This window comes from Pseudomonas sp. MBLB4123, from assembly GCF_051904775.1.
Taxonomy (GTDB): Bacteria; Pseudomonadota; Gammaproteobacteria; order Pseudomonadales; family Pseudomonadaceae; genus Aquipseudomonas; species Aquipseudomonas benzenivorans_B.
Map to the genome: position 1 here is coordinate 2,158,250 of NZ_CP196711.1, position 22,379 is coordinate 2,180,628.

Sequence of the window (22,379 nt, forward strand, 5' to 3'; positions counted from 1 at the left end):
ATGCCTACACCAATGACTGGGTGGAATTGAGTGGCTGCGCGACCCAGGCCTCGAAGTCCTTCCCGCTCAGGGGCTTGCTGATCAGGTAGCCCTGGACGGTATCGCAGCGCCAGTGCCGCAGCAGCTGCAGGCTGCGCGCCAGCTCGACGCCCTCGGCCACCACCTTGAGGCCCAGGCTATGGCTCATCTCGATGGTCGAGCGGACGATCACCGCATCCTCGCTGGTGTCGTCCAGCTCGCGGATGAAGGACTGGTCGATCTTCAACTCCTGCACCGGCATGCGCTTGAGCTGGGCCAGGGAGGAATAGCCGGTGCCGAAGTCGTCCACCGACAGACGGATGCCGCAACCGCGCAGGCCGTGCAGCACCCGCAACGCCGCGGCCGGGTCGAGCATCACGCCGCTCTCGGTGATCTCGAAAGTCAGCTGCTGCGCCGGCACCCGGTAGTAGGCCAGCAAACGGCCGACCCGGTCCGGCAGCTCGGGATCGAGCAGATCCTCGGTGGAGATATTCAACGACAGCTGCACCTGCAGGCCTCGGGCATTCCACTCCTGCAGCTGACGCATGGCCTCCTCGATCACCCAGGCGGTGAGCAGGCGGATGCTGCCGGTACGCTCGGCCAGGGGGATGAACTCGCCTGGTGAAACCATGCCCAGCTGCGGGTGCTGCCAACGCAGCAAGGCTTCGGCCTGGCGCCCCCCGCCGGGGCACAGATCCAGCTTGGGCTGGTAGTGCAGGAGCAACTCGCCCTGCTCCGGGGCCCGCGGCAGGTCGCGGATCAGGCGGATCTGGCGCTGATGTGCGGCATCGCGCCCCTGCTGGTAAACCTGCAGGCGCCCCGGCAACTGCGCGGCATCCTGCATGGCGATGCGCGCACGACGCAGGAGGCTCTGTGCATCGTCGCCATCGGCCGGACAGGCGGCAATGCCGATGGCGCACTCCAGAGCGACTCGCACGCTGCCGACCGACAGTGGCGCGAGCATGACCTGTTGCAGGCGGTCGCCGGCGGCCACCGCGCTGTCGCTGTCGGCATTCTCCAGCAACAGCAACAGCTCGTCGGCCGTGACCCGGGCGAGGCTGTCGCCCGGGCGCAGGGTGGCCTGCAGGCGCCGGCTCAGCTGCTGCATGGCCAGGTCGCCGGAGCCCGGTCCGCAGCTGTCGCTCACCGCACTGAGGTTGCCGACCCCCAGGTACAGCAGCGCCATGGGCCGGCCGGCAGCCACCGCGCTGCCGATACGCTCGACGATCAGGGTGCGGTTGGGCAGGCCGGTCAATGCGTCGTGCAAGGCGTTGTGCGCCAGCTGCCGTTCACGCTCGGCGATCCCCTGCTGCATGGCCTGAAACGACTTGGCCAGGCGCCCCAGCTCGTCGCTGCGCTCCAGACGCAGCGGCACCTGGTAGTCGCCCTGGCCCACCCGCTCGGCGACCTCGGCCAGCTGCCGCACCGGCTTCGACACGTTGCGCGCCAGCACCAGCGCGCCCCCCAGCGAAGCCAGCAGCGCCGCCAGGGCGATCAGCAGAATATGCCGATAGAGGGGCGCGAACGCCTGCTGGGCCTGCCTCAGGGACTTGTGCAGCAAGGCCTGCACCTGGAAATCATCGCCCTGGACGAGCACCAGCCGCTCGCCGAGATAACGTTCTGGCCCGACCCGCAGCAAGGCGTCCGGTGTCTGCGGGTCACTCTGCAGACCACTGCGCAACCGAGCCCCGACTGCGTCCGGCAGGGTGCTGATCCAGATATCCGGCAAGCCGTCCTGAGCGGCAACCAGGCTCAGGTCCAGATGGGTCAGTTCGCGCAGCTCGGCGGCGAAGGCCTGATCCACCCGAAAGCCCATCATGACCCGGGCGATCGGCACCGGCGCGCGCACTGAGGCCTGCACCAGCAGGTAGAGCGTGTCGCCGACCGGCATCAGGAAACTTCTCGACCCCTTGCCTTGCTGCTGCCTGAGCTGGGTGCTCAAGCGCGCTGCGGTCTGCTCGTCGAGGCGCCCGCCGCTGCTCACCTGGAGGCGACCCTCGAGATCGAACATCATCACCAGGCCGGCGTTGATCCGCGCGCCATGATTGGCCAGCGCCGAGCGAATGGTTTCGGTGTCGCCACTGGCGACCGCGGCCTTGAAGCCGAAATCGGCCGAGAGCACCTGCACCGCCTCATGCAGCAGCTGCCCGCGCCCCTGCAGGACTTGCTCGAAGACCCGGGTGCCGACTTCCAGCTGTTCACGGGCCTGGTTGCGCACGGCCACGCCGGTGGCGGCTTGCACGGCCAGATAGAGGGCCCCGACCACCACCGACAGCAGCAGGATCAGGACTGCGGCGGTGCGCGCCTGAAAGCTACTGCGCAGTATCACGGAGTGCCTTCCTGAAGGCGTCGCCGAAGGCACTCGCTGGTGGTCCCTCCGGGCCCCCATCGTGCGGCGCCTCGACAGCCAGGCTCAGGCGCAGGTGCTTGCCCGAGTCATCCACCTGCACCTCGCCACCCTCTCGTGGGCTTTGCAGCGCAATCTGCGGGTGCCACAACGTCACCGCATAACGTCCCGCCGGCAGGTCTGCGAACCGCACCTGACCCTGCTCATCGCTGACCGCGAACCAGGGGTCGTCGGTGACATAGACGTAACCGACCATCCAGTCGTGAATATTGCAACCGAGCACCACCACCCCGGGCTTGTCGAAGCGCACCGGTTCGCTGGGCGTGCCTTGATACAGGCGCAACTCGAAGCGCTTGGCCGGCGAGAAGGAATAGACGTGATGACGGATGTTGTCGCTGTTGGGGAAGCTCACCGAGGTGCCGGTGCGCACCGCCAACACGTTCGGCACGAACTGCTTGGCCTGCTGATCCATCACCGCCTGGGTCGGCACGCCTTCACCGCCCAGCGGCCCGCGCAAGGTCAGTACCGCATTGGCCAGCGGCTGGCCCGTGGCATCCAGCAGTGCGGCGTCCAGGCCGGCCGCCTGCAGCCTCGGACTCAAGGCCGCGGCCAGCCCAAGCAGCAACCACGACAGCGGACTATGCCAGCGCTTGGATAGCTCGGTAACTCGAATATGGCGCAAGCCCCACCCCCCGAAGGAATGCATGCCGTCCCGGCAACCTTGATCGCAATGACAAGGAGGTTAGCCGTCGACGCGCAGAAGTTCACCTGTTTATCCGCCGTAGCAGCCTGTCGCGGCACCTGCGGCTGCATGCGCCGTCGAGCCGCTAGCTCGCACCACGCAGGCGCTTGGGGGTCAGGCCAAGGTAGCGCCGCATGGCGGTGGTCAGGGCGCTCTGGCTGGAGAAACCGCACTCCTCGGCGATGCGGATCAGCGGCAGGGGACTCTCGCGCAGCAACCGCGCGGCACGGTCCAGGCGGGTCTTGAGCAGGTACTGGTGCGGCGTCAGGCCGACGCTGTCCTTGAACTGGGCATGGAAGTGGCTGGGGCTGAGGCAGGCCACCTGGGCCAACTCGGCGACGCTGATGCGCCGCACCAGATGCTCGCCGATGTAGGCATCCAGGCGCTCCAGGTCCAGCGGCCCCTGGACCCGGGCCTGGCGTTCACCGAACAGGCGCAGGTGCAGGGCGCGCAACAGCACGCCACCGAGGGCCCTGGCCAGCATGGGATCGCTGCCGTAGCGCTCCAGCTCGGCGCCGGCGTAGCTCAGCAGGTTCTGGAAATCGGCATCCAGCTGCGGGTAGCGCGGCGTCTCGAACAGGTGAGTGAGCAATTCGAGATCCTCGCTGGGGGTGTCCTGCTCGTCCAAATCGAGGATCAGCATGCGGTTGTCGCCCATGCCGGCGAACTGGTGATCGGCATCGCCGGGCACCAGGCAAGCCCGCATCCGGCATACCTCGCCACCACGACCGTTGACCTCGAACTCGGCACGCCCAGACAGCGACAGCACCAACTGGTGGTGGTCGTGGGTGTGTTCGTGGGCTTGATCATCCAGGCGGATCAGGCGGGCTTTGAGCATTGCGGCGGCAATTCCGGAGGGTAAATGCGGAACTTTACCCAGTTGTGCGCCTCGCCGTCAGCCCCGCACGACCAGTGGCCCCCTGCCATCTCGGCGAATTGCACCAAAACAGCCGAAGCCGGCGCCGCCCGCACAACAATGGCGCACGCTCTCCCCCTCGCACCGGGCCGCCCCCCCTGGATTCGGGCTTGTCGGCGAGTGGCAGGGAAGTTGCTGCGGGCATAGCCGTTCTGCTCCGCTCCCCTGCCCTGCCCCGAGAAGCCGCCCTATGGAACTCAGCATCGCCCTGGCCTTGGCACTGGCCCTCGTTCTCATCGGCCAATGGCTGAGCCGCCACGCCGCCCGACATCACCGGCAGCATCTGCACCAGCTGCAAAGCACCACCCTGCAACGCAGCCTGGAGCTGCTGCAGACCCTGCAGCAGCATCGCGGCCTCGGCGCCCAACAGGACATCGCCAGCACCAGCCAGCGCAACGCCCTGGCTCGTCGTCTCGACCGACTATGGCTGAACTGGCCCGGGCCGAGCCTACAGCTGGCGCCCTTGCAGCAGGACTGGCCGCAACTGCGCCGCAAGCCCGCCGACTTCGCCGCCCACTGCCGGGTGATCGAGGCGTTGCTAGGCGTCATCGAACAGCTCGAAGACCGCCTGTGCCTGGAGACTGACCCGCCGCTGCGTGGCCTCGGCCAGGCCTGCCGCATGCTGGAGGACCTCGCCCGCCTGCGGGGTCTGGCCATGCGCGCCGCCAACTACCAACGCTGCCCCAGCGACCTGCAGGTGCAGCTGCGCCACCTGTGCCAGCGCCTCGCCGAACCGGGCCACGGCGAACCGCTGCACGGCCTGCTGCGACGCCTGGAACAGGAGCTGATCGAGGCGCCCCAGGCACGGCTGAGCCCGAGCGACTGCTTCGCCCTGCTGACGCCATTGATCGACGCGGGCTGGCGAGGCCTGCCCGGCCGCTGATGCGCCGTGGGCGACACGCCCGCCCCATCGCGTTCGATGCCCCCCGCGACCTGCCAAGCGATTGAAATACGCCGCGCACCGCCCCATGTAGCAGTCAACGTGCTACAGCAGGTGCCGCATGAACGAACCCGAAGACATCGAAATCGTCGCCGAGCCGGAGCAGGCGACTGGAACCAGCCACAGCCTGGCGCTGCCCGACCAGCAGCTGCCGGACAAGCTGTATGTGATCCCCATCCACAACCGGCCGCTGTTCCCGGCCCAGGTGCTGCCGGTGATCGTCAACCCGCAACCCTGGGCCAAGACCCTGGAGCGGGTGTCGAACACCGCGCACAAGTGCCTGGCGCTGTTCTACCTGGACAGCCCGCCGGGCGACGCCGCGGCCTTCGATCCGGACAAGCTGCCCGAACACGGCACCCTGGTGCGCGTACACCATGCCACCGAGGAAGGCGGCAAGCTGCAGTTCGTCGCCCAGGGCCTGACCCGCGTGCGCATCCGCGGCTGGCTCAGCCGCAAGCCGCCCTACCTGGTGGAGGTCGATTACCCCAAGAGCCCGCTCGACCCGCGTGACGAGGTCAAGGCCTACGGCATGGCCCTGATCAACGCGATCAAGGAACTGCTGCCGCTCAATCCGCTGTACAGCGAGGAACTGAAGAACTACCTGAACCGCTTCAGCCCCAACGACCCGTCGCCGTTGACCGACTTCGCCGCGGCCCTGACCAGCGCCCCCGGCGCCGAGCTGCAGGAGGTGCTGGACACCGTGCCCATGCTCAAGCGCATGGAGAAGGTGCTGCCGCTGCTGCGCAAGGAGGTGGAGGTCGGCCGCCTGCAGAAGGAGCTGTCTGCCGAGGTCAATCGCAAGATCGGCGAGCGCCAGCGCGAGTTCTTCCTCAAGGAACAGCTGAAGATCATCCAGCAGGAGCTGGGCCTGAGCAAAGACGACCGCAGCGCCGACCTCGAGCAGTTCCGGCAGCGTCTGGAGGGCAAGACCCTGCCCGAACAAGCGCGCAGGCGCATCGACGAGGAGCTGAACAAGCTGTCGATCCTCGAGACCGGCTCGCCGGAATATGCGGTGACCCGCAACTACCTGGACTGGGCCACCGCCCTGCCCTGGGGCGTCTACGGCCAGGACAAGCTCGACCTCGAACACGCCCGCAAGGTGCTCGACGCCCATCACGCCGGCATGGACGACATCAAGGCGCGGATCACCGAGTTCCTCGCGGTCGGCGCCTTCAAGGGCGAGATCGCCGGCAGCATCGTGCTGCTGGTCGGCCCGCCGGGCGTGGGCAAGACCAGCATAGGCCGCTCCATCGCCGAGAGCCTCGGCCGGCCCTTCTACCGCTTTTCCGTCGGCGGCATGCGCGACGAGGCGGAGATCAAGGGCCACCGGCGCACCTACATCGGCGCCCTGCCCGGCAAGCTGGTACAGGCGCTCAAGGAGGTCGAGGTGATGAACCCGGTGATCATGCTCGACGAGATCGACAAGCTCGGCGCCAGCTACCAGGGCGACCCGGCCTCGGCCCTGCTGGAGACCCTGGACCCGGAGCAGAACGTCGAATTCCTCGACCACTACCTGGACCTGCGCCTGGACCTGTCCAAGGTGCTGTTCGTCTGTACCGCCAACACCCTGGACGCGATCCCCGGGCCGCTGCTCGACCGCATGGAGGTGATCCGCCTGTCCGGCTACATCACCGAGGAGAAGCTGGCCATCGCCAAGCGCCACCTGTGGCCCAAGCAGCTGGCCAAGGCCGGCGTGGCGAAGAAGAACCTGTCGATCAGCGACGCCGCCCTGCGCGCCCTGATCGAGGGCTACGCCCGCGAGGCCGGCGTGCGCCAGCTGGAGAAGCAGCTCGGCAAACTGGTGCGCAAGGCGGTGGTCCAGCTGCTGGAGGCGCCCGAACGGGCGGTGAAGATCGGCGCCAAGGACCTGGAGGCCTACCTGGGCATGCCGGTGTTCCGCAGCGAGCAGCTGCTGTCGGGCATCGGCGTGATCACCGGCCTGGCCTGGACCAGCATGGGCGGCGCGACCCTGCCGATCGAGGCGACGCGCATCCACAGCTTGGGCCGCGGCTTCAAGCTCACCGGCCAGCTCGGCGAGGTGATGAAGGAGTCGGCGGAGATCGCCTACAGCTACATCAGCGCGCAGCTGAAGCATTACGGCGGCGAGGCGGGCTTCTTCGACCAGGCCTTCGTCCACCTGCACGTGCCCGAGGGCGCCACGCCCAAGGACGGCCCCAGCGCCGGCATCAGCATGGCCAGCGCGCTGCTGTCGCTGGCGCGCAACCAGGCGCCGAAGAAGGGCGTGGCGATGACCGGCGAGCTGACGCTCACCGGCCAGGTCCTGGCCATCGGCGGAGTGCGCGAGAAGGTCATCGCCGCGCGGCGGCAGAAGCTCTTCGAGCTGATCCTGCCGGAGGCCAACCGCGGCAGCTACGAGGAGCTGCCGGACTACCTCAAGGCCGGCCTGACCGTGCACTTCGCCAGGCGTTTCGCCGACGTGGCCAAGGCACTGTTCCCCTGACGCTGGCTCAGGCAAGCGCGGTGCCGGGTTCCGCCCGGCGCCGCTCAGCGGCTATGCTGGCAGGCGTTCGTCGATCACTGGAGCCCGTCATGTTCAACGCCCACCGCCTGCTGCTGCCCCTCGGCCTCGCCCTGCTGAGCGCCTGCGCCCACCAGCCCGGCAGCCTGACCGTGCAGCAGCAGAGCCAGTGCCCGCTGCGCCTGCACAGCGGCCAGCAGCTGGTGCTGATCCTGCCGAGCAACCCGAGCACGGGGTTCCGCTGGGTGATCCGCGACGCCGCCGCAGCGGTGCTCGCCAGCCAGGGCCCCGAGGTCTACAGCAACCCCGAGGATGCCGGCCTGGTCGGCAGCGCCGGGCAATCGACCTGGCTGTTCAACGCCAAGCACGCCGGCGAGGGCCGCCTGCTGCTGACCTACCAGCGCCCCTGGGAGGTCGAGGTGGCGCCGGCGAAGAGCTTCGACTGCCCGATCCGGGTCAAATAACTTCCCCTCGCCCGTGCTCGCTTGCACAGAGGCCTGCGAAACACCTCTCACCTCCCTTCCCCCACCGACCATAACGCCTGTGTTAGAGCATTCCATCGGCATTGGCGCTTCGCCCAGCGCCGCACGAGAACCGTGTCGAAAACTTGCGCACGCCTCATCGGCGGGCCTTTTCGCCCTGGACAAAAAAAGGGCGGACCGCGGCCAGATCAACTATACGGTTAGAGCACAGATCTAACTTCTGGGAGAGACGACATGAAGGTCGACTGGCGTGAAGTTGCAGTGATCGTGGGTCTGGTTTTCCTGCACGGTTGCAGCAGCCTGCTGCCGAGCGAACGTGCCGAGGTGCGCTCGCCATTCGGCGACTACCTGGATGCGGAAATACGCTATTCCCAGGCCATTCCCGGCCGGACCAGCCGCTCCGAACTGTTCTCTTTGGGGTTCGACCCACTGGCCGAGGGCAACGGCAAGATGCTCTCGTTCATCGACGTGCGGCTGATGTTCGTGCAACCGAATGTGCCCATCAATTATTTACCCGATGGCCTGATGCAATGCCTGGAGGCCAAGGACCGTTGCGTAGGCTACGCCTTCGAGTTCAACAAGACCGACACCCAGCGGGTCGGCAGTTTCTGGGCCGACGTGTTCAACTTCCGCAAGCAGCGCGAACTGCAAGGCTGGACCTTCCGCGCGGTGTTCGTGCTGGTCGACGACCAGTTGGTGCACAAGGTCAGCAATGGCGAGCCGAACATTCGCCACCTCGAGGTCAAGCGCAACCCGCTGGGTCCCCTGCAGGGCGCCGGCGAATTCTTCTCCGACCAATTGAAGTGACCCCCGGGGCCGCGACACAGGGCCGACGCTCGGCGCCGGCCCTGCCTGCCGACCTGGCGCCTAGGCGAAGCTGTCACTCTGCAGGTTTTTCAACCAACCCGGCCCCTCCTCCTCGCGCACGTCCCTGGTAGGCTCCGGCGCCTCGGCCGATGAGGTCGAGACCATGGTCATGGTCACCGGATCGTAGGAGAAGGTCGCGGTGGTCCAGCTCGCGGTCCGGCGGGTGATGGGCGGGAACGCCGCGGCGGTGGTCTTCGGTGCCGGGTCCGGCTCCAGGCCGACGAGGGCCCGCAGGATCGCATCGACGCAGACCTTGGCCTGGGAATTGGCCATGTGCCCGGACTTGGCCTGGCCGGTGGCCTGGGAGTCTCCCAGCACGTGCACGTTGGCGGCCGGGACCTGGGTGCTGGCGTAGTTGAGCGGGTTGACCGGGGCGAACCGGCTGCCCTCCGGCACCAGCCCGCTGGCGAAGGCCAGCTGCCCGGCCTTCTGCGCCGGAATCAGGTTGATCACCTCGGCCGTCACCGAATCGGCGATGCCGTCACGGCTGATGTCCAGGCGCATGTTCAGCGCGTCGGCGGCGTTCACCGTGACGTTCGGCACGTACTCGACGATATCCCGGTAGATCCCCTCGAATGCCGTGCTGAAGGTGCGACGCATCCCCGCGATGGCCGGGTTGGCATCGAGGATGAGAATCTTCGAGCCCGGTCTCTTGCGACGGAAGAAGTCGGCGACCACGGTGGCCCGTTCATAGGGCGCGGTATGGGCGCGGAATGGCGTTCTGGGAATGGCGATGACGAAGGTGCCGCCAGCCGGCATGGCCAGCAGTTGATCGCGCAGCAGTGTCGTCTGCTCACCGGCGATCCAGGCATGGGGCATGGCCTGGAAGTCATGGCCCGCCACCGGCTCGAAATCGATGCCTGGCGCCAGGATCACATGGTCGTAGCCCAGGGTCGCCCCGCTGGCCAGGTGCACGCTATTGGTCGACGGGTCGACCCGTTCGGCGCTGTCGCCCAGCAGCTCTACGCCATAACGGTCGCGCAGGGCCGCCAAGGGGTTGGTCAGCTCGGCCAGCGCGGTCTCCCCGGTGAGCACCAGGTTGCTGCCGACACAGGACACGTGGGCCGCCGCCGGGTCGACCAGGGTCACGTGCAGGTCCCTACCGAACAGGCGCAGGTACTTGGCGGCGGTCGCGCCGGCGAAGCCGCCGCCGAGCACCACCACGCGGGCGCCGCTGGCCGCATGCAATGAGAACGGCAGCGCCGCCAGAGCCACGCCGCTGCCGCAGACCTGAATGAATCTACGACGATTCAAGTTGTTCATGACTTATCCTCCAGTTGCGGACGCTGCCTCAATCATCATCGTCGCGGTCGCCGTCGATGCGGCCGATGTAGTCGGCGATAAGCCGCAGCTCTTCGTCGCTGTAGGCCTTGGCCTGCTGGTTCATCACGGTGACCTCGTCCGACGCCTTCATTTCCAGCAGGTCTTCGAAAAGATCGTCTGCATCCTCGCCATCGATGCTGTCGATCTCGCTCTGCGAGCGCCCATTGGTGCCGTGACACTGGAAGCATTGCGTCGCCAGCAACCTTCCAGCGGGCGGCTCTGCCGTGGGATCGGCATGTTCGGCGGCCACGCCGGCACCGCTGCCCGCGGCCAACAGAGTGATAGCGAAGAGGTGAGTGGCTAAGTGTTTCACCGTCTGACCCTCCTAAGAGTTGATCTGCTTGAACTACGGTGAACCTTGGCGCTGGCGCAATCCGCACATCGGCATCTGTGCGCCACGGACTGGCTGCGCCTTTCCTTGGTGGGAATACTGCACGCCTTTAGACCGGAGGAATTGGCCAGTTACTTAGCCTTTGGTCAGATAGGCGTGCGCCATTGGTCTTAAGAATAATCAGACTAAAGTCTCAGCCTGCTCGTCATGGCCTGCAGGCTGGCCGTTCCCCCGCTGCGCGGGCCGGGCTTTGGTCATTGCCGCGTCTTGGGTAAAATGCCGCCCCGCCCTCCCGCCTTGGAATCGTCGTGCGCCAGCCCCCCGACCGCCTCTTCGCCCAGCCCCTGACCCAGGTGCCGGACTTCGTCTTCAACGAGGACGTGGTACGGGTCTTCCCCGACATGATCAAGCGCTCGGTGCCCGGCTACCCGACCATAGTCGAGAACATCGGCGTGCTCGCCGGGCGCTTCGCCCAACCGCACAGCGCACTGTACGACCTGGGCGCCTCCCTGGGCGCGGTGACCCAGGCCCTGCGCCGCCATGTACAGGTCGAAGGTTGCCGGGTGATCGCGGTGGACAACTCCGCCGCCATGGTCGAGCGCTGCCGCGAATACCTGCATGCCCAGGACGCCATGTTCCAGGAGCTGCTGCCGGTGGAGGTGATCGAGGCCGATATCCTCACCCTCGAGTTGCAGCCGGCCTCGCTGGTGGCTTTGAACTTCACCCTGCAGTTCATCCGCCCCGAACAGCGTCTGGCCCTGCTCGGGCGCATCCGCCAGGCCCTGCTGCCCGGTGGCGCGCTGATCCTCTCGGAAAAACTGCGCTTCGAGGATGCCGAGCAGCATGACCTGCTGAGCGATTTGCACATCGCCTTCAAGCGCGCCAACGGCTACAGCGAACTGGAAATCGCCCAGAAGCGCAGCGCCATCGAGAAGGTGATGCTGCCCGACAGCCTCGAGCTACACCGCGAGCGCCTGCGGGCCGCCGGCTTCAGCAAGGTCGTGCCCTGGTTCCAGTGCCTGAACTTCGCCTCGCTGGTCGCCCTGCCATGATCCGCGACCTCGATCTCGACGCCCTGCAGCAGCAGCTGGCCGGCACCCCGCTGCAGGACTGGGCCGCCGACCTGCCCGGCCAGCTCGACGCCAAGCTGGCGATCGGTCACGGCGACCTGCAGCGCTGGTACGGCGCAGTACAGGCACTGCCCGAGCTGTCGGTGGAGCAGCACGAACTGCAGCCAGGCTTCAGCTTCGACGGCCCCTGCGACGAGCGCAGCCGCGCCGCCTTGAAAAACGCCCTGCAGGGGCTGATCCCCTGGCGCAAGGGGCCTTTCGAGCTGTTCGGCGTGCATATCGACACGGAATGGCGCTCGGACTGGAAGTGGCAACGAGTCGCCCCCCATCTCGACCTGACCGGCAAGCGGGTGCTGGATGTCGGCTGCGGCAACGGCTATTACATGTGGCGCATGCTCGGCGCCGGCGCCGACAGCGTGGTGGGCATCGATCCCAACTGGCTGTTCCTCTGCCAGTTCCTGGCGATCAAGCACTACCTGCCGGAACTGCCCGTGTGGCACCTGCCACTGGCCTTCGAGGAGCTGCCGGCCAAGCTGCAAGGCTTCAACACGGTGTTCTCCATGGGCGTGCTGTACCACCGCCGCTCGCCCATCGACCACCTGCTGGACCTCAAGGATTGCCTGGTCAAGGACGGCGAGCTGGTGCTCGAGACCCTGGTGGTGGAAGGCGACGCCCAGCAGGTGCTGGTGCCGCAAGACCGCTACGCGCAGATGCGCAACGTCTGGTTCCTGCCCTCGGTGCCGGCGCTGGAGCTGTGGCTGCGCCGCGCCGGCTTCGTCGACGTCCGCTGCGTCGACGTCAACATGACCTCCATCGAGGAGCAGCGCGCCACCGAGTGGATGCGTTTCCAGTCGCTGCCGGAGTTCCTCGACCCGGCCGACCACAGCCGCACCGTCGAGGGCCTGCCGGCACCGACCCGCGCCGTGCTGGTGGCGCGCAAACCGTAGCCTGGGTTAGCCGCACAGCGGCGTAACCCATAGCCAAAGGCAGGCTGAGGGGTCTCGCGGGCTCAGCCCATCCCGCGTATCAGCCGCGCTTGGCCGCCGCGACGATCAGCTGCTTCATCTCCGCCACCGCCTGCTTGAAGCCGACGAACAGGGCGTGGGCCACCAGGGCATGGCCGATGTTCAGCTCGTTGATCCCGGCAATCGCCGCCACCGCCTCGACGTTGTGGTAATGCAGGCCGTGGCCGGCGTTGACGATCAGGCCATGGGCCAGGCCGCAGGCCACGCCGTCGCGAATCCGTGCCAGCTCCCTGGCCGCCTCGGCCGGTGTTTGCGCGTCGGCATAGCGGCCGGTGTGCAGCTCGATGGCCGGCGCGCCGACCCGCTTGGACGCCTCGATCTGCCGCTCCTCCGGGTCGATGAACAGCGACACCTCGCAGCCGATCCGGCTCAGCCGCTCGACCGCCGCGCGAATCCGCGCCTCCTGTCCGGCCACGTCCAGGCCGCCCTCCGTGGTCAGCTCCTGGCGGGTCTCCGGCACCAGGCAAACGTGCGCGGGGCGGATGCTCTCGGCGAAGGCGAGCATCTCCTCGGTGACGCCCATCTCGAAGTTCATCCGCGTCTGCAGCACTTCCTTGAGCAACCGCACGTCGCGCTCCTGGATATGCCGGCGGTCCTCGCGCAGGTGCACGGTGATGCCGTCGGCGCCAGCCTCCTCGGCGTCCAGCGCCGCCTTCACCGGGTCCGGGTAGCGAGTGCCCCGGGCCTGGCGCAGGGTCGCCACATGGTCGATGTTCACACCCAGCAGAATTCGATTGGCATCAGTCACGCGGTGGTTCCTTGAAGGTCATGAAGAGTTCGCGGCTGACCAGGGGTCGACCGCCCAAATGGGGCGCCAGGGCCTGGCGCATCAGGCGCTTGGCCGCCGCCAAGGCGCCAGGGACGGCCCAGTCCGCCCCGGCCAAGGCCAGCAGCTCGGCCCCCTGAAACACGCCAGGCTGCAGTTGCGCTACGGGCTCCAGCCCGGCATCGGGCTGCAGACGATAGAGACGCCCGGCGGCGATAGGCTGGCCGAGGCGATCCCGATCCAGGGCGAAACCATAGCCCAGTTCATCCAGCAGGCGCCATTCGAAGGCGCGCAGCAACGGCTCCAGCGCGCGGCCCTGGGCCAGGGCCTGCAGGGTCAGGGCATAGTGCTCGAAGATCTCCGGGTGCGGGACCTCCGCCGGCAGCAGGCGAATCAGCAGTTCGTTGAGGTACAGGCCGCTGAACAGCGCCTCGCCCGTGAGCAGGTTGGGAATGCCGGCGGCCTCAAGACGGCCGACGTTCTTCAGCTCGCCGCGGCCGCGCAGCTCCGCCTCCAGCGGCACGAAGGGTCGCGCCAAGGTGCCGGCCTTGCCCCGGGCCCCGCGCAGCACGGCCCGCAGGCGGCCCTGGGGGGTGAGCAAATCCACCAGCGCGCTGCTCTCGCGATAGGCACGGCTGTGCAGGACATAGGCGGGTTGACTGAATGCAAGCATGGGGCTACTCGCAATGGCGGGCGCCGGAGTGCGCCCGGGCGCGGCTCAGATGTCGTCGTAGCCCAGCGAGCGCAGGGCACGCTCGTCGTCCGACCAGCCGCCTTTGACCTTGACCCAGAGGTTGAGCATGACCTTGGAGTCGAACATCACCTCCATGTCCTTGCGCGCCTCCTGGCCGATGCGTTTGATCCGCTCGCCCTTGTCGCCGATGATGATCTTCTTCTGCCCGTCGCGCTCGACCAGGATCAGCGCATGGATATGCAGGATGCGCCCTTCGCGCTTGAACTCCTCGATCTCCACGGTGATCTGGTAGGGCAGCTCGGCGCCGAGCTGACGCATGATCTTCTCGCGCACCAGCTCGGCGGCGAAGAAACGGCTGGAGCGGTCGGTGACCTGGTCCTCGGGGAAGAAGTGCACGCCCTCGGGCAGGCGCTCGCCGACCAGCTTCTCCAGGGTGTCGAGGTTGTGCCCGTGCTGCGCCGAGATCGGCACGATCTCGGCGTTCGGCAGCTGCTGCGCCAGCCACTCCAGGTGCGGCATCAGCTCGGCCTTCTCCTCGAGGCGGTCGGTCTTGTTCACCGCCAGGATCACCGGCCCCTGCACGTACTGCACCCGCTCCAGGACCATCTGGTCCTCGTCGGTCCAGCGGGTGCGGTCGACCACGAAGATCACCACATCGACGTCCTTCAGAGCCGACGAGGCGTTCTTGTTCATGTAGCGGTTGAGCGCCTTGTCGCTGTTCTTGTGCAGGCCGGGGGTGTCGACGTAGATAGCCTGCACCTGGCCCTCGGTCTTGATCCCCAGCATGTTGTGCCGGGTGGTCTGCGGCTTGCGCGAGGTGATCGCCAGCTTCTGCCCGAGTATGTGGTTGAGCAGCGTCGACTTGCCCACGTTGGGCCGGCCGACGATGGCGACATAGCCACAGCGTGTTGCGGGTAAATCAGTCATTGCCGTTCTCCACCCCCAGGGCGATCAAAGCGGCGGCCGCGGCAACCTGTTCGGCGATGCGGCGGCTGGCGCCCTGACCCAGGGTCTTGTCATTCAATAGGGTGACCTGACACTCGACCACGAAGGTCCGGCAGTGCGGCTCGCCCTGCACGTCCACCACCTCGTAGCGCGGCAGCTCGCAGGCGCGCGACTGCAGGAACTCCTGCAGGCGGGTCTTCGGGTCCTTGTTGGTGTCGACCAGGGTCAGGCCGTCCAGTTCGTTGCTCAGCCAGGCCAGCACCCGCTCGCGGGCCACCGCCATGCCGGCATCCAGATAGATGGCACCGATCAACGCCTCCAGGGCATCGGCGAGGATCGACTCACGACGGAAGCCGCCGCTCTTCAGCTCACCCGAGCCCAGACGCAGGTAGTCGCCCAGGTCGAAACCGCGGGCCAGCACGGCCAGGGTCTCGCCCTTCACCAACCGCGCGCGCAGGCGCGACAGCTGGCCTTCGCGCGCCTGGGGGAAGCGCTCGAACAGCGCCTCGCCGGCGACGAAGTTGAGAATGGCATCGCCGAGAAACTCCAGGCGCTCGTTATTGCGCCCGGCGTAGCTGCGATGGGTGAGGGCCAGGACCATCAGGTCCTGGTCCTTGAACTGGTGACCGAGCTTGCGCTCGAGGCGGTCTAGCGAAACACTCACGGCATGCGCACGCGGTATTCTTTGTCGAATCGCGCCACCAGGTCGAGGTTCTCGATCAGCGGCTCGCGCTTCTCGTATTTCAGGTGGGCGATGAACTCGTTGTTCTCGACCTTGACCTTGAGCACCTCGCGCAGCTCCAGATCGCGGATGTTGTTGACCTGCATGCCCTTGCCGACATGGGAATAGAAGTCACCCACTGTCCTGACCTCCTGGACCTGCTCGGTGCCCACCGAAGTGATCATTTTTTCCATCGACATGTAATCGAGGTAGTGCGGCAACATCTTGAATGCGGTGCTGGCGAAGAATGCCACCACCGCCAGCACGACCAGCCAGCTAAGAACCGACAACCCCTTCTGCGAACGTGCAAATACCATGTTTGCCCCCAAATTCTGAGTAGAAATGAGCCATGCGGCTCCACTACAAGACTATAGATAGACTGCGGCGGCGCCTTGAACGGCGCCGCAAAATTTCAGCGCGTCAATGAATCAGGCCGACGCGGGAAAAATTCGGCAGATTGCGCAACTTCGGATCCGGCCAGCTCATCCACACGGCGAAGGCCTTACCGACGATATTCCGGTCCGGCACCATGCCCAGCAACGGCTTGGGAATGTCCGGGTCGTTCCAGTAGCGGCTGTCGTTCGAGTTGTCGCGGTTGTCGCCCATCATGAAGTAATGCCCTTGCGGCACCACCCATTCGCGCCCGGGCTCGACGCGATAACGGTGCATTTCCTTGCGGATCAGGTGCTCCATCTCGCCCAGACGCTCCTGGTAGAGCACCACGCTGCCGAGGCTGCCCGGCTCTTCGCCGAGCAATTGCTCCGCCACCGGCTTGCCGTTGACGAACAGGCGCTTGTCGCTGCTGTAGCGGACATGATCGCCGGCCAGGCCGACCACGCGCTTGATGTAGTTGATGTTCGGGTCGCTCGGGTAACGGAAGACCATCACATCGCCACGCTGCGGATCGTCGACCTCGATGATCTTGGTGTCCAACACCGGCAGTCGGATGCCGTAGGCGAATTTGTTGACCAGGATGAAATCGCCGACCTCCAGGGTCGGTTTCATCGAACCGGAGGGAATCTGGAACGGCTCGACCAGGAACGAGCGCAGCACCAGCACGATGGCCAACACCGGGAAGAACGACTTGCCGTACTCCACCAGCAAGGGTTCCTTGCTCAGGCGCTCGACCACCGCCTCGTCGGGCTCGCCGACCTGGCCCTGGTACTGGGCGATCGCCGCACGCCGGCGCGGCGCCAGGAAGATCAGATCGAATAGCGCCAGGGCGCCGCAAAGCGCGACGGCGATGACCAGCAACAGCGGAAAATTGATCGACATAGGCCCTTAACTATCCACCTTGAGCACGGCAAGGAAGGCTTCCTGGGGAATCTCCACGCTGCCGACCTGCTTCATCCTTTTCTTACCGGCCTTCTGCTTCTCCAGCAACTTGCGTTTACGGCTGACGTCACCGCCGTAACACTTGGCCAGCACGTTCTTCCTGAGTGCCTTGACGGTGGTCCGTGCGACGATCTGCCCGCCGATGGCCGCCTGGATCGCCACGTCGAACATCTGCCGCGGGATCAGCTCTTTCATCTTCTCGGTCAGGGCACGGCCTTTGTAGTGGGCCTTGTCGCGGTGCACGATCAGCGCCAGGGCGTCGACTTTCTCGCCGTTGATCAACACGTCCAGCTTGACCAGGTTGGCCGACTCGAAGCGATCGAAACTGTAGTCCAGCGAGGCGTAACCGCGGCTGACCGACTTCAGGCGGTCGAAGAAATCCAGCACCACCTCGTTCATCGGCAGGTCATAGGACACCTGCACCTGGCTGCTGAGGAACTGCATGTCGCGCTGCACGCCGCGCTTCTCGATGCACAGGGTGATGACGTTGCCCAGGTGCTCCTGGGGCACCAGGATATTGGCGCGCACGATCGGCTCGCGCATGTCCTCGACCGAGGAAATATCCGGCAGCTTCGACGGGTTGTCGACGTAGAGCGTCTCGCCGTTCTTCATCACCACCTCGAACACCACGGTCGGGGCGGTGGTGATCAGGTCCAGGTCGTACTCGCGCTCCAGGCGCTCCTGGATGATCTCCATGTGCAGCATGCCGAGGAAGCCGATGCGGAAGCCGAAGCCCAGGGCGTCGGAGCTTTCCGGCTCGTACTGCAGCGCGGCGTCGTTGAGGGTCAGTTTCTGCAGGGCTTCGCGGAAGTCCTCGAAGTCGTCGGAGCTGACCGGGAACAGGCCGGCGTAGACCTGCGGCTTGACCCGCTTGAAACCCGGCAGCATGGCCACGTCGGGGGTGCTGGACAGGGTCAGGGTGTCGCCCACCGGGGCGCCGTGAATGTCCTTGATGCCGGCGATGATGAAGCCCACCTCGCCCGCCTTCAAGTCCGCCGTGGCGGTGTGCTTGGGGGTGAACACGCCGACGCTGTCGACCTGGTGGATCTTGCCGGTGGACTTCACCAGCACCTTGTCGCCCTTCTTGATGCGGCCGTGACGCACCCGCACCAGGGACACCACGCCCAGGTAGTTGTCGAACCAGGAATCGATGATCAGCGCCTGCAGGGGCGCCTCGATATCGCCGGTCGGCGCCGGGATGGTGGCGACCAGGCGCTCCAGCACCTCGTCCACGCCCATGCCGCTCTTGGCGCTGCAGGCCACGGCGTCGGTGGCATCGATGCCGATGATGTGTTCGATCTCTTCCTTGACCCGCTCCGGCTCGGCCTGGGGCAGGTCCATCTTGTTCAGCACCGGCATGACCTCCAGGCCCTGCTCGATGGCGGTGTAGCAGTTGGCCACCGACTGCGCCTCGACGCCCTGGCCCGCGTCGACCACCAGCAAGGCGCCCTCGCAGGCGGCCAGCGAGCGGCTGACCTCGTAGGTGAAGTCGACGTGGCCGGGGGTGTCGATGAAGTTCAGCTGGTAGGTCTTACCGTCCCGCGCCTTGTAGTGCAGGGTCACGCTGTGCGCCTTGATGGTGATGCCGCGCTCGCGCTCCAGGTCCATGGAGTCCAGCACCTGGGCCTCCATTTCACGCTCGCTCAGGCCGCCGCATATCTGAATGAAGCGGTCGGCCAGGGTGGACTTGCCATGATCGATATGGGCGATGATGGAGAAATTGCGGATATGACTCAGGTCACTCACAGAACAACACTCGAAAAGGCCGCAGGCGAATGCCCGCCGAAAATAGCCGGGGAGTGTACCCGATACGGGCCCGACACGTCACGCCCAGGCGCCAGCCGGCAGGCAGGCACGAAAAGGGCGACCGCAGTCGCCCTTGCTCATCCCGCCGGGTTCTTACTCGGCCAACTTGAAAGTGATGAAGCTGGCGCGACCCTGGCGCAACACGCGCATCGACACCGAACGGTTCTTCGGCAACGACTGCGCCACCTGGGTGAAGGTGCGGGCAGAATCGATCGCCTGATTGTTCAGGTGGGTGATCACATCGCCCGGGCGCAAGCCGATCATCGCCGCCGGCCCTTCCTGCACCTCGGTGATCACCACCCCCCCTTGCAGGTCGAGGTTCTTGCGCTGCTCGGCCGTCAACTCGACCACCTTGACGCCCAGACGGTTGCTGCTGCGCTCACCACCCGGTGTCGCGCTGCCCGCCAACACCTCGCCCTCCTCCGGCAAGGCGCCGATGGTGAGCTTGAGCTTCTTGCGCGAACCCTCGCGCACCACATCCATCTCGGCCTGACTGCCGGGCTTGAGACCACCGACCAGATGCGGCAGGTCGGCCGACATGATGATCGGCTTGTCGTTCAGGCTGAGAATCACATCGCCGACCTGCAGACCGCCCTTGGCGGCCGGTCCGTTGTCCAGCACCTGAGCAACCAGGGCCCCGGCCGGCTTGTCCAGACCGAAGGACTCGGCCAGGTCCTTGTTGACCTCCTGAATCACCACCCCCAGCCAGCCGCGACTGACCTTGCCGTCGGTCTTGAGCTGGTCGGCGACGTCCATGGCCACGCTCATGGGAATGGCGAAGGACAGCCCCATGAAGCCGCCGGAACGGGTGAAAATCTGCGAATTGATGCCGACGACCTCGCCGTCCAGGTTGAACAGCGGACCGCCGGAATTGCCCGGATTGATGGCCACGTCGGTCTGAATGAACGGCACATAGCTTTCGTTCGGCAGGCTGCGACCCTTGGCGCTGACGATGCCGGCGGTGACCGAGTGATCGAAACCGAACGGCGAACCGATGGCCAACACCCACTCGCCCACCTTGAGATCCTCGGACTTGCCCAGGCGCACAGTGGGCAGGTCATCGCCCTCGACCTTGAGCAGCGCCACGTCGCTGCGTGGATCGGCCCCTACCAGCTTGGCCTCCAGCTCGCTGCGATCCGACAGGCGCACGATGATCTCGTCGGCATCGGCGATCACATGGTTGTTGGTCAGCACATAGCCGTCGGCCGAGATGATGAACCCCGACCCCAGCGACTGCGCCTCACGCTGCCGACCACCGCCCGGCGAACGCGGCACCTGGGGAATGTTGCGCTCGAAGAACTCGCGGAATATCGGTGGCAACCCCTCCAGATCGGGCATCGGCAGCTGGCCTCCGCCCGTCGCCGCCCGCGCCGGTATCTTCTGCCGGGTACTGATGTTCACCACCGCCGGCGAAGCCTCCTCGACCAACTCGGTGAAGTCCGGCAGTTGCGCATGCGCGGCAACCGCCTGCCCCAACAGCAAAACCGCCAGGACCGCAGAAAAACATAGCTTAAGGCTAGGCATCGACATCCAGCTCCCCCTCCAGACCGTACAAGACTTATAACTAAGACACATTACCCGCGATTGATGCGCGCAGCACCACCGGCTGCAACGCCGGATCGCCGGCGGCACGGGCACTGCGCCAGCGCACGCCGAGCGCAGCCAGCGCCAACCCGGCAAAGGCACACAGCACCACCAGAGGCTCGCTCAAGGCCATTCGCTCGGCGAGCAACGCTGCGGCAAACAAGCCCATAAGCGGCACTAGATAGACCAACAATGAACCACGCACCAGCAAATCCTCGCGAATGCCGATCACCACGGCATCCCCCACACTCAAGGATAAATCGGATAGCGCACGCACATGACCCCGGCGGCCGCCGACGCCGAGCCGCTCGAGTACCCCCTGGCCGCAACCGGCACTCACCGAACAACTGGAGCAGGTACTCTTGCGCAGCGTCTCGACCCAGACGGCGCCGGCCTCGACCGCGACGACCCTCCCGGACTCCTCGATCACGGCGCAGCCTGCGCTTCGCCAGCCCGCATCGACAACGCCACCCGCTCCGCCGTACCCAGAGGAATCTCGCCGACCACCGTGACCATCACATCGCCGTCGCTGGTCGTCATGCGCCGGGAGACCGCGACGGTCGGGCCGAGCTGACTGCGCGCATCAGCGACCACGGCGCCCTGCAAAGGCTCCAGGAACACACTGAAGCGGGCCACACCATCGTCATACACCAGGCATGCGACAGTTTCATCCGAAGCCGGACTACGGCGCTGACTGACGGTATTCAGGCTAAAGCCCGGGGGCAGCCAGTCAGCCCGCCAGGCGGCGCCATCGGCAGTGCTCGCCTCGGCCACGGGCACAGAGCGACAATCTGCACTCGGCCGTAGCGCCGCATCGCCAGGGGGGGACGAGAGATCCAGACGGGTGAACTGGAAGCGCTCGAGCAGCTGGCCCTTATCGTTGAGCAGCAGGGTTTTCAACGGCAGGCCACTCTCTCGATCCAAATGCAGCTCTACCGCATAGCGATGCTGATCACGCGGCACCAGCGCCAGCACCACCGCCGCGCGCCCCGCCACGCGGGACTCACCGGTCTTCTTCAGCTCGTACCAGCGCGCCAACTGCTCGACATCGAGCTCACGAGCAGGCCAGGCCTGATCACCCACGACCTGATCGGCCAGGGTACCGCTCACGCACTCGGCCCGCCCGTTCACCCGCACTATTTCCTGAGCGGGCCCGTCCAGTTGCAGGAGACGCTCGCGCACGGCCCCGTCCTCCTCGACCCTGTGCCAGATGCCGTGGGTGGAGAAACTGCCATTGCGCTCGTAAACGAAAGTGCCCTGAAAGCTCTGACTGCGGTCGGCCTCAGCCAGGCGCTGCAACCAGTCTTGCGCGCCCTCTGCAGCGAAGGCCGACATCGCCCATCCGCCATACAGGAGAATGGTGAGAGGAATAAAGCGCATGCGCCTCCTTAACGGCCTTCCAGACTTGCAGCGCGCGCATAGGGCAACGCCCCCTCGCCGCCACTCATCGCGGCTTGCTGGGCATGCTGACGCAGATAAGCCGGCAAACGCTGCTCATGCCAGCCCGCCTCGGCATCGGCGGCGGCCTGCGCCGCTCCCGGCTGCTCGGCGGCCGAACTGAAGCCCGCCAGCATGGCTGGCCCCTGGGCCTGCGGACTGGCCAGAGCCGGCTGAGCAGCCTGCTGCGCCAGCTGCGCAGCGCCGATTTCATCCTGATTGTATAGACGCACTCCCGCCAGAACGGCAACGGTCACCGAGGCCGCCACGGCCAGGCGACCCACTGCCCGCCAGGGCCCACGAGACGTCTTCTCGGCCACCGGCAGCGCCTCGTCGGCCAAGGCCGCGGAAACCGCCGCCGCGATATCCAGCTTCGGCTCCAGCAATTCCTTGTGCATCACGGCACGGGCGATCTGATAGCGCGACCAGGTCGCACGCAGCTCGGCATCGTCGCTCGCTCCAAGCACTCGGCGCAATTCCAGTTCGTCCGCTTCGTTATCCATCACCGCGGACAGCGATTCCTGCAGGGCTTCTCGACTCATGGCGGTTCC

Annotated in this window: 22 protein-coding genes; 6 read left to right on the forward strand and 16 right to left on the reverse strand. The window is 66.3% G+C overall.

The genetic code is table 11. The features are described 5' to 3' along the window. Positions 1-4: 4 nt before the first annotated feature. The 3 genes from ACSX1C_RS10005 to ACSX1C_RS10015 all read right to left on the reverse strand — a co-directional run bounded on the left by ACSX1C_RS10005 (position 5) and on the right by ACSX1C_RS10015 (position 3,945). Entirely contained in the window at positions 5-2,347 is a 2,343-nt protein-coding gene (locus tag ACSX1C_RS10005) for a putative bifunctional diguanylate cyclase/phosphodiesterase (RefSeq protein WP_439889295.1), read from the reverse strand. Further along, positions 2,331-2,966: a methylamine utilization protein gene (locus tag ACSX1C_RS10010; protein ID WP_439889296.1), complete on the reverse strand. Its 636-nt coding sequence runs from the start codon at positions 2,964-2,966 to the stop codon at positions 2,331-2,333. Before ACSX1C_RS10010 ends, ACSX1C_RS10005 begins: the two co-directional genes overlap by 17 nt. Positions 2,967-3,192: 226 nt before the next feature. Then, a complete protein-coding gene (locus ACSX1C_RS10015) occupies positions 3,193-3,945 on the reverse strand; it encodes an AraC family transcriptional regulator (RefSeq protein WP_439889297.1) in 753 nt (250 codons plus the stop codon). 268 nt (positions 3,946-4,213) lie between these two features. Here ACSX1C_RS10015 and ACSX1C_RS10020 point away from each other — a divergent pair, with 268 nt between their 5' ends. The 4 genes from ACSX1C_RS10020 to ACSX1C_RS10035 all read left to right on the forward strand — a co-directional run bounded on the left by ACSX1C_RS10020 (position 4,214) and on the right by ACSX1C_RS10035 (position 8,731). Beyond that, the gene (locus tag ACSX1C_RS10020; RefSeq protein WP_439889298.1) at positions 4,214-4,906 is read left to right on the forward strand and encodes a hypothetical protein; all 693 of its coding nucleotides are present in this window, start codon (positions 4,214-4,216) and stop codon (positions 4,904-4,906) included. Between the two features lie 118 nt (positions 4,907-5,024). Further along, positions 5,025-7,424 (forward strand): endopeptidase La, encoded by a 2,400-nt coding sequence (gene lon, locus ACSX1C_RS10025; RefSeq protein ID WP_439889299.1) that lies wholly within the window; start codon positions 5,025-5,027, stop codon positions 7,422-7,424. Between the two features lie 89 nt (positions 7,425-7,513). Continuing rightward, entirely contained in the window at positions 7,514-7,906 is a 393-nt protein-coding gene (locus ACSX1C_RS10030) for a protease inhibitor I42 family protein (protein WP_439889300.1), read from the forward strand. Positions 7,907-8,158: 252 nt separating this feature from the next. Continuing rightward, positions 8,159-8,731, forward strand: coding sequence for a hypothetical protein (locus ACSX1C_RS10035; protein WP_439889301.1), 573 nt, complete (start codon positions 8,159-8,161; stop codon positions 8,729-8,731). Positions 8,732-8,791: 60 nt separating this feature from the next. On the opposite strand, the gene ACSX1C_RS10040 is transcribed toward ACSX1C_RS10035, so the two are convergent. Then, on the reverse strand, positions 8,792-10,054 hold the full coding sequence (locus tag ACSX1C_RS10040; RefSeq protein ID WP_439889302.1) for an FAD-dependent oxidoreductase: 1,263 nt from the start codon (positions 10,052-10,054) through the stop codon (positions 8,792-8,794). Between the two features lie 28 nt (positions 10,055-10,082). Beyond that, the gene (locus ACSX1C_RS10045; RefSeq protein ID WP_439889303.1) at positions 10,083-10,427 is read right to left on the reverse strand and encodes a c-type cytochrome; all 345 of its coding nucleotides are present in this window, start codon (positions 10,425-10,427) and stop codon (positions 10,083-10,085) included. A gap of 326 nt (positions 10,428-10,753) precedes the next feature. Between ACSX1C_RS10045 and cmoA the strand changes: the two genes are divergently transcribed. Next, positions 10,754-11,497: a carboxy-S-adenosyl-L-methionine synthase CmoA gene (cmoA, locus tag ACSX1C_RS10050; protein ID WP_439889304.1), complete on the forward strand. Its 744-nt coding sequence runs from the start codon at positions 10,754-10,756 to the stop codon at positions 11,495-11,497. Then, a complete protein-coding gene (gene cmoB, locus ACSX1C_RS10055; RefSeq protein ID WP_439889305.1) occupies positions 11,494-12,462 on the forward strand; it encodes a tRNA 5-methoxyuridine(34)/uridine 5-oxyacetic acid(34) synthase CmoB in 969 nt (322 codons plus the stop codon). Before cmoA ends, cmoB begins: the two co-directional genes overlap by 4 nt. A 79-nt stretch (positions 12,463-12,541) precedes the next feature. Here the strand turns inward: cmoB and pdxJ are convergent, their stop codons facing one another. The 11 genes from pdxJ to ACSX1C_RS10110 all read right to left on the reverse strand — a co-directional run bounded on the left by pdxJ (position 12,542) and on the right by ACSX1C_RS10110 (position 22,370). Beyond that, entirely contained in the window at positions 12,542-13,288 is a 747-nt protein-coding gene (gene pdxJ, locus ACSX1C_RS10060; protein ID WP_439889306.1) for a pyridoxine 5'-phosphate synthase, read from the reverse strand. Next, positions 13,281-13,979 carry a DNA repair protein RecO gene (gene recO, locus ACSX1C_RS10065; protein WP_439889307.1) on the reverse strand — a complete coding sequence of 233 codons (699 nt, stop codon included), beginning with the start codon at positions 13,977-13,979 and terminating at the stop codon, positions 13,281-13,283. The genes pdxJ and recO overlap by 8 nt, the downstream gene beginning before the upstream one ends. A gap of 45 nt (positions 13,980-14,024) precedes the next feature. Beyond that, positions 14,025-14,927: a GTPase Era gene (era, locus tag ACSX1C_RS10070; RefSeq protein ID WP_439889308.1), complete on the reverse strand. Its 903-nt coding sequence runs from the start codon at positions 14,925-14,927 to the stop codon at positions 14,025-14,027. Beyond that, the gene (gene rnc, locus ACSX1C_RS10075; RefSeq protein ID WP_318645465.1) at positions 14,920-15,609 is read right to left on the reverse strand and encodes a ribonuclease III; all 690 of its coding nucleotides are present in this window, start codon (positions 15,607-15,609) and stop codon (positions 14,920-14,922) included. The genes era and rnc overlap by 8 nt, the downstream gene beginning before the upstream one ends. Continuing rightward, a complete protein-coding gene (locus ACSX1C_RS10080) occupies positions 15,606-15,983 on the reverse strand; it encodes a DUF4845 domain-containing protein (protein ID WP_439889309.1) in 378 nt (125 codons plus the stop codon). Before ACSX1C_RS10080 ends, rnc begins: the two co-directional genes overlap by 4 nt. A 103-nt stretch (positions 15,984-16,086) precedes the next feature. Continuing rightward, positions 16,087-16,941: a signal peptidase I gene (gene lepB / locus ACSX1C_RS10085; RefSeq protein ID WP_439889310.1), complete on the reverse strand. Its 855-nt coding sequence runs from the start codon at positions 16,939-16,941 to the stop codon at positions 16,087-16,089. Positions 16,942-16,947: 6 nt separating this feature from the next. Beyond that, the gene (lepA, locus tag ACSX1C_RS10090) at positions 16,948-18,747 is read right to left on the reverse strand and encodes a translation elongation factor 4 (RefSeq protein WP_318645462.1); all 1,800 of its coding nucleotides are present in this window, start codon (positions 18,745-18,747) and stop codon (positions 16,948-16,950) included. Positions 18,748-18,900: 153 nt separating this feature from the next. Continuing rightward, positions 18,901-20,331: a DegQ family serine endoprotease gene (locus tag ACSX1C_RS10095; protein ID WP_439889311.1), complete on the reverse strand. Its 1,431-nt coding sequence runs from the start codon at positions 20,329-20,331 to the stop codon at positions 18,901-18,903. Between the two features lie 40 nt (positions 20,332-20,371). Beyond that, positions 20,372-20,821 (reverse strand): SoxR reducing system RseC family protein, encoded by a 450-nt coding sequence (locus tag ACSX1C_RS10100; RefSeq protein WP_439889312.1) that lies wholly within the window; start codon positions 20,819-20,821, stop codon positions 20,372-20,374. Continuing rightward, the gene (locus ACSX1C_RS10105) at positions 20,818-21,771 is read right to left on the reverse strand and encodes a MucB/RseB C-terminal domain-containing protein (RefSeq protein WP_439889313.1); all 954 of its coding nucleotides are present in this window, start codon (positions 21,769-21,771) and stop codon (positions 20,818-20,820) included. Before ACSX1C_RS10105 ends, ACSX1C_RS10100 begins: the two co-directional genes overlap by 4 nt. Positions 21,772-21,779: 8 nt before the next feature. Next, a complete protein-coding gene (locus ACSX1C_RS10110; protein WP_439889314.1) occupies positions 21,780-22,370 on the reverse strand; it encodes an RseA family anti-sigma factor in 591 nt (196 codons plus the stop codon). Between the last annotated feature and the right edge of the window lie 9 nt (positions 22,371-22,379).